This window comes from Priestia sp. SIMBA_032, assembly GCF_046535215.1.
Lineage (GTDB): Bacteria > Bacillota > Bacilli > Bacillales > Bacillaceae_H > Priestia > Priestia aryabhattai.
The window spans coordinates 52,763-59,114 of record NZ_JAWRXD010000022.1; the positions used below are offsets into that span (position 1 = coordinate 52,763).

Annotated in this window: 8 protein-coding genes; 5 read left to right on the plus strand and 3 right to left on the minus strand. The window is 37.4% G+C overall.

Going from position 1 to position 6,352, the window contains the following annotated elements:
• Positions 1–10: 10 nt before the first annotated feature.
• The 3 genes from SB717_RS28975 to SB717_RS28985 all read left to right on the plus strand — a co-directional run bounded on the left by SB717_RS28975 (position 11) and on the right by SB717_RS28985 (position 2,371).
• Positions 11–433 carry a DUF2521 family protein gene (locus tag SB717_RS28975; protein ID WP_013054960.1) on the plus strand — a complete coding sequence of 141 codons (423 nt, stop codon included), beginning with the start codon at positions 11–13 and terminating at the stop codon, positions 431–433.
• A gap of 70 nt (positions 434–503) precedes the next feature.
• Positions 504–1,211: an N-acetylmuramoyl-L-alanine amidase CwlD gene (gene cwlD, locus SB717_RS28980; protein WP_410906053.1), complete on the plus strand. Its 708-nt coding sequence runs from the start codon at positions 504–506 to the stop codon at positions 1,209–1,211.
• An 86-nt stretch (positions 1,212–1,297) separates the two neighbouring features.
• Complete coding sequence (locus SB717_RS28985; protein ID WP_074684376.1) at positions 1,298–2,371, plus strand: Mrp/NBP35 family ATP-binding protein; 1,074 nt, start codon at positions 1,298–1,300, stop codon at positions 2,369–2,371.
• 38 nt (positions 2,372–2,409) lie between these two features.
• On the opposite strand, the gene SB717_RS28990 is transcribed toward SB717_RS28985, so the two are convergent.
• A complete protein-coding gene (locus SB717_RS28990) occupies positions 2,410–3,318 on the minus strand; it encodes a LysR family transcriptional regulator (RefSeq protein WP_410906055.1) in 909 nt (302 codons plus the stop codon).
• Between the two features lie 187 nt (positions 3,319–3,505).
• Positions 3,506–4,135 carry a spore germination lipoprotein GerD gene (gene gerD, locus SB717_RS28995; protein WP_098621329.1) on the minus strand — a complete coding sequence of 210 codons (630 nt, stop codon included), beginning with the start codon at positions 4,133–4,135 and terminating at the stop codon, positions 3,506–3,508.
• A gap of 145 nt (positions 4,136–4,280) precedes the next feature.
• On the opposite strand from gerD, the gene SB717_RS29000 reads away from it, so the two are divergent.
• Positions 4,281–4,901 carry a KinB-signaling pathway activation protein gene (locus tag SB717_RS29000; RefSeq protein ID WP_074684373.1) on the plus strand — a complete coding sequence of 207 codons (621 nt, stop codon included), beginning with the start codon at positions 4,281–4,283 and terminating at the stop codon, positions 4,899–4,901.
• A 44-nt stretch (positions 4,902–4,945) separates the two neighbouring features.
• Here the strand turns inward: SB717_RS29000 and pdaB are convergent, their stop codons facing one another.
• Positions 4,946–5,710, minus strand: coding sequence for a polysaccharide deacetylase family sporulation protein PdaB (gene pdaB, locus SB717_RS29005; RefSeq protein ID WP_074684372.1), 765 nt, complete (start codon positions 5,708–5,710; stop codon positions 4,946–4,948).
• A gap of 135 nt (positions 5,711–5,845) precedes the next feature.
• On the opposite strand from pdaB, the gene SB717_RS29010 reads away from it, so the two are divergent.
• Positions 5,846–6,046: a hypothetical protein gene (locus SB717_RS29010; RefSeq protein ID WP_074684371.1), complete on the plus strand. Its 201-nt coding sequence runs from the start codon at positions 5,846–5,848 to the stop codon at positions 6,044–6,046.
• Positions 6,047–6,352: the final 306 nt, after the last annotated feature.

A 6,352-nucleotide genomic window follows, 5' to 3' on the forward strand; every position in this document is an offset into this window, starting at 1 on the left:
AGGCGTTATCGTGAACGAGGTTACATATTTAAAAGAAAAACGTTATGAAAAAGAAATGAAATATGAACGCAAAGTCCTAAGGGAACTATCGTTTGATTTGCTTCAAGAGAGGCTGCGCCGTTATTTTCATCCCATGTTTCAGTGGAATATGCTAGGAGACGAACATGTGGAGGAGTACTGTCTTGATATTGCCATCGAATCTTTTTTATTAGGTGCCCGGGTAAGTAAACGTGGTAAAGGCTACGAAGACTTTCAGAAGCACAGTAAGCAAGAAGAGTCTCTTTTAATTGATACATTGTACGGAGCCGTCAGCATGTCTGTAACAGATCTGTATCAAGATGGTCTGTATTATTTGTGTCAAGGATATGTGCAAGACTGGTGGAAAGAAGGTTATCGTACCGCAGAAAAAAGACGTCGGTTACGTTTGCATTAAAAAGTACTCATAATTCCCGTTCTTGTCCCATATAGAAATAAATAGGTGAGGCAAGAAGGGAAGGGATAAAATGTCTAAAGTAAAAATAATGAGCACAATTATAGCGTTTCTCGTTCTTTTTGTCATTGTACAATATCAGATAGATCATAGAACATCATCCGGTTCGCTTTCACTTCCTCTTAGCGGGAAAGTTATTGTACTAGATCCTGGACACGGCGGTGTTGATGGAGGAGCGGTAGGAGACAATGAAGTGCTTGAAAAAGAAATAACTCTTAAAATTTCGTTAATGCTTCGGGACTATCTGCAAGAGCAAGGGGCACTTGTTATTATGACGAGAGAAAAAGACGAAGACCTAGCGGCCAAAGATACAAGAGGATACAGTCGGAGAAAAGTAGAAGACTTAAAAAATCGCTTAACGATGATTAATAAATCCAATGCCGATTTGTACTTAAGTATTCACCTGAATGCTATTCCATCCTCTGCGTGGAGAGGGGCTCAAACTTTCTATTACGGATCCCTAAAAGAAAACGAGCAAGTGGCCAAACTCATTCAACAAGAGCTAAGAAATAACCTAGACAATACGACCCGTGAAGCAAAAGCTATTCAAACTCTTTACCTTCTTAAGCATTCTAAGCCACCCGGTGCTTTGGTTGAAGTAGGATTCTTATCAAATCCTACAGAACGTAAAATGCTTCAATCGAAACGCTATCAAAAAAAGTTAGCTGAATCCATTTATGAAGGAGTCAGCCGGTATTTTACTGGAGAAAAGCCTAAATAAAAAGCATAGCATCCTTCTATTCAGAAAAATCTAATATGTATGATATACTTGATAGTATAAATAGATTTTAACATGGTGGTGGGAGTATGCTAACGGAAAAGCAAGTAAAAGAAGTAGTAGGGGAAATTACAGATCCATTTTTAAATAAAAAACTATCAGAAACAGATGCGATTAAAGAAATAACAATCAAAGCTGAAAAACAGCATATAAGCCTGAAGATTGCTGTTGCAAAAACAGGTACTAGTGAACAGCTGAGCCTTCAAGGCACAATTGTAGAAGAATTAAAAAAAGCAGGTGTACAGTCGGTTGGACTGCGATTTGTTGAGTTTACGCCTGAGGAACTTCAGCAGTACCGCGCTGAGCAGCCGAATACTGGCAACTTACTAACTAGTCCGAATGCACCTGAATTTATTGCTATTGCCAGCGGTAAAGGAGGCGTTGGTAAATCAACAGTCTCTGTTAACTTGGCCGTTTCTCTAGCTCGTTTAGGAAAGAAAGTTGGTTTAATTGATGCTGACATTTATGGATTCAGCGTCCCAGATATGATGGGAATCACACAGCGTCCTGTAGTAGAAGGTGAAAAGATTATTCCAGTTGACCGTTTCGGAGTAAAAGTTATTTCCATGGGCTTCTTTGTAGAAGATAATTCACCTGTTATCTGGCGAGGACCTATGCTTGGAAAAATGTTGACGAGCTTTTTTACAGAAGTTGAATGGGGAGAATTAGATTATCTTTTACTAGACTTACCTCCTGGAACAGGTGATGTCGCATTAGACGTTCACTCCATGCTTCCGGCTTGTAAAGAAGTGATTATTACAACACCACATCCTACAGCGGCATTTGTTGCAGCTAGAGCGGGTGCTATGGCTTTGAAAACCAATCATGAGGTAATTGGAGTTGTAGAAAATATGGCCTACTTTGAAAGCCAGCTAACAGGTGAAAAAGAGTATGTATTTGGTAAAGGCGGGGGTCCAAAACTTGCTGAGGAACTTCAGACAGAGCTGTTAGGACAGCTTCCGTTAAGTCAGCCTGACTGGAATGAAGAAGATTTTGCACCTTCCATTTACGATGAATCGCATCGTTTAGGTAAAATATATGGAGAGATTGCAAGCAAGATTGCATTTATTTGCGAAAATGAAAAAGCAGCAACAGGAAAATAACAAAAAGCACGCGCTGTTCGAGCGCGTGCTTTTTGTTATTATACAGAGAGTTCAATCTGCGCCTTTTTTAAATCAAATGCAAGGTTTTGTTTTAAGAGAGCTAAAAATGTTTTTCCAGCTGTACTCACGGTGTGAGACTGGTGCTTTAAAATGCCGATTGCAGGCCCCTCATGCAAGTCATGAATCGTTTTAACCACCACTTGATCTGGCGGAAGAGTTGCGCTTATTTGTGGAACAACGGCTATTCCTAAGTTTTCTTTTACAAAATGCTGAAGTGTGCTAATAGTGCCTAACTGGACTTTAGCAGGCAGCTGCCCTGTTCGTTCAAAGATTAGCTGCTCAATTTTCTTTTGAACGGAAGATTGCCCAGCTGTAATCAGCGTTTCGTTTATTAAATCTTTGGCAAAGATTGTTTTTCTTTTTGTTAGAGCATGATTGAATGGTAATAGCAGCACAAGTTTTTCCGTTAGCAATGCCTCAAATTCTATATCTCTGAACGATTCTGAGACAGTGCCAATCGCGAAATCAATTTCTTGATTGCGTATATGTTGATGAAGGTGCTTTTCGTCTGCAACGAGTAAGCTAATTTCTGTGTTGGGATATCTTTTTTTAAATAATGAGAGAATGGAAGGCAGTCGACTGCTTGCTGTAGGCTCTGCAGCACCTATACGGATAGTGCCGGCTTGGCCTGTTGAATAATCCTTTAAGGTGTTATTTAAATATTCATATTCTCTTAGTAAAATATTTGCCCGCTCATAAAAAATTTTACCTGCTTCAGTAAGTTTAATGCTTTTTCCTCGTTCTAAAAGCTTAAATCCTAGTTCGGATTCTAACTTTTGAATGTGCAGTGTAATGGTAGGCTGAGAGTACTTTAAATATTCAGCGGCTAATTGAAAGCTTCCTAAACGAACAATGGTTTGAAACGTTTTAATAACGCGAAATTCCATCGAATTCCCTCCTTTTGCTATAAAACGATTGTGTTAATTTCTAATATTTTAACATAAAGCTAAGAATTAAAGTTTACAATTCCAATAAAAATACTAAGTATTAAAAAATATAAAGAAGTCATTTAGGTTTTTTAATAAAAATAAATGACATAATTAAATACGCATCTCACATGAGATGCGTATTTAATCACTGCTGTTGCTGTTCTCCGCCTGAGTCAGATCCACCGGAAGAAGAGCCACCGTCGTCGCTGCTTTGTTTTTGTCCACCCTGTGTTTCTTCAGCGGCTTTCAAAAGAATGTCTTGAATTTTAGATTGATAAAGAGGGCTATCAAATGTTTCGGTCATAATCTTTTGTAAATAAGTGCGATATTCTTTACTCTTTAAAACAGTCAGTACTTCTTTTTCCATGGCCGGATCCTTTAAAACATCTTGAAGCATTCCTTGATATTCAGGATCTTTCATTAGTTGTTTGATGACCGTCTTATTTTCTTTTTCCAAACTTTTAGCAAAGCTTTCAGCAAACTTCGGATCATCCATGGCTTTTTTCCAAAATTCCACGCCTTTATCTGATACTAGGGTTTGAGAAATTGTATCTTTTATCGCGTTTTGATCCATTAAAATATCTTGTCTAACAGAAGGGTCTTTCATAATTGCCTCGACTGCTTTTTTCCCTTCATCTGTTTTTAAAATATCAACAACCATTTTCTTTGTTTGATCATAATCCATACCATTGTTCTCTTCATCTTGCGGTGCACAGGCTGTAGCTAAAAGCATACACATTCCTATATACATGAGGAGCATGAGTCGCTTTTTCATAGTAATGAGCTCCTTTCCTAATATGCTTACGCTTAATATGAGATAATCAAGGTTTTTTATTCATAAAAGAGCTCTAGATTTTTCAAAACGTGATTGGTACAATTTATGAAAAGGTACAATTTTGTAACTTATGGGGGAGATGGAAGTGAATAGTCGAAATTGGGTTCGTCTATTTCTAACTACGTTAGCTGTTGGGGGTATAAGTACAGCTGTTGTTGGGTTTGCGGTGCGCTGGGGGGAATACGGTCACTTATTTCAACAAGGAAAGATAGGAGAAATTGTTGCTGTTTTAACATGGCTCGTAGGCGTAGGGTTTATTTTTAGTTTAATTAGCCAAATGGGGTTTTTTGCATATTTAACTGTTCACCGATTTGGGTTAGGAATTTTTAAATCTGCATCACTTTGGAAATCGGTTCAAATTGTATTTGTTTTATTTGTATTATTTGACGTTGCTTATTTTCGATATAAGTTCTTTCAACAACCGGGAGAAGGCATAGGCAATTATATTTTGTTAAGCGTTTTCTTGTTAGCGGTGGGGTTGTTAGTGGCGTATGCAAAGAAAAAGCAGACGAATAAAGAGGCTTTTGTACCAGCGCTGTTTTTTATGATTGTTGTAACGACAATTGAATGGTTCCCAGCGCTGCGAACGAACGAAGAAAGCTGGCTTTACCTTATGTTGTTTCCACTTCTAATTTGTAATATGTATCAACTTCTTATTTTGCCGAAACTTCTTACGCACGCAAGAATAGCAAAAGCAGACAAATAGCATATTTGTCTGCTTTTGCTTTCCGTATACAGTGGGTATAGAACTTAGCGGATATCTTTTACTTGAGTTTTAGAATTTGAAATTAATGTTGAAACACTTACGTTTGAGACCTTTTTATTTTGTAATGAATCCTTGATATATGGAATAGCCTTTGCTGTTTGTTGAGCGGAGTCAGACGCGTGTAGCAAGATAATATCCCCCCCGCCTAAAGGCTTTGTAACATTCGAGACAATTTTTTCAACCCCTGGATTTGTCCAGTCTTTAGAATCAATGCTCCAGTGAACAGTAGTATATCCTATGTCTGCTGTTAATTTTAAGATGTCTTTATTAAATTGCCCGTTAGGAGGACGGAGAAGGTGAACATCTTTAAGGCCTAGAGAATCAAAGACTTTCTTTGATTTTGCAAGATCCTGTCTAATCTCATTAGGTTTTAGGCTTGTATAAGAAGTATAGTCATAGCCCATTGTGCCGATTTCGTGACCTTCTTTCTTAATGCGCTCTACAATATCTGGGTGACGTTCAGCCCATGAAGCCGATAAAAAGAAAGTAGCATGGTCAATATGCTGTCTTTTTAGTTCATTCAGAATGGGAATAGCTCTTTCATCTCCCCAGCTGATGTTAAATGTCAGAGCAACTTCCGGATTTTTATCATCCGCCTTATAAACAGCTCTTGGACCGTTATCTGTTGAAAACACGGGAAAGTGAAACGTCTGCTGAGCATAGAGAAAAAAGCTTGTAAAAAATGCAGCAACTACGATAAGCATTGTTTGTTTGATTCTTTTAGCTCGAATAGTATAAAACATATTCATTTTGTCACCTCATTTAATAAGTAGTACTTGTCTAATTTGTATGCGTTTTGTCTACAATTAATAACAGGTAAGGAAAAGAACAACTGATTTTATTTTGATATTTGAGAATCAATGTCGCAAAAAGCAGGTGAATCAATGAAAATTTGTTTATTTAATCAGGTGGAGTGTTTAGAGTTAGAAGCACTACTCAGAGAAGAAATGAAAAGAACAAACGTTGCTTTTCAACAAAGTTTGAATCATGTAGTTCTTGAACGAAACATTCAAGAGAAGTATCAAATCCTTTCAAAAATCTTGCTAAGATTCGGTGAAAGCAGGGAAGTAAATAAGATTTTTTGATAAAACGAAAAAAATTTTTCAAAAGGTGTTGACTTTATATAGTACAGATGTTAAATTATTAAATGTCGCTGATGAGTGATTGGAAAGCAATCGCAATTCATCAGAAATAAAATATTAAAAAGTTGTTGACAAATGAAAGACAACTTGTTAATATAAAAAAAGTCGCTCAAGAGCGGCGGTTGAACTTTGAAAACTGAACAAAGCGACAAACGTCAACGTTAATTTTTATTTTTTAAATGAGCAAGTCAAACATTTCTTCGGAGAGTTTGATCCTGGCTCAGGATGAACGCTGGCGGCGTGCCTAAT

Coding starts and splice junctions, on each gene's coding strand:
- SB717_RS28985 (WP_074684376.1), top strand. CDS start 1,298: ATGCTAACGGAAAAGCAAGTAAAAGAAGTAGTAGGGGAAATTACAGAT.
- gerD (WP_098621329.1), bottom strand. CDS start 4,135: ATGAAAAAGCGACTCATGCTCCTCATGTATATAGGAATGTGTATGCTT.
- SB717_RS29010 (WP_074684371.1), top strand. CDS start 5,846: ATGAAAATTTGTTTATTTAATCAGGTGGAGTGTTTAGAGTTAGAAGCA.
- cwlD (WP_410906053.1), top strand. CDS start 504: ATGTCTAAAGTAAAAATAATGAGCACAATTATAGCGTTTCTCGTTCTT.
- pdaB (WP_074684372.1), bottom strand. CDS start 5,710: ATGAATATGTTTTATACTATTCGAGCTAAAAGAATCAAACAAACAATG.
- SB717_RS28990 (WP_410906055.1), bottom strand. CDS start 3,318: ATGGAATTTCGCGTTATTAAAACGTTTCAAACCATTGTTCGTTTAGGA.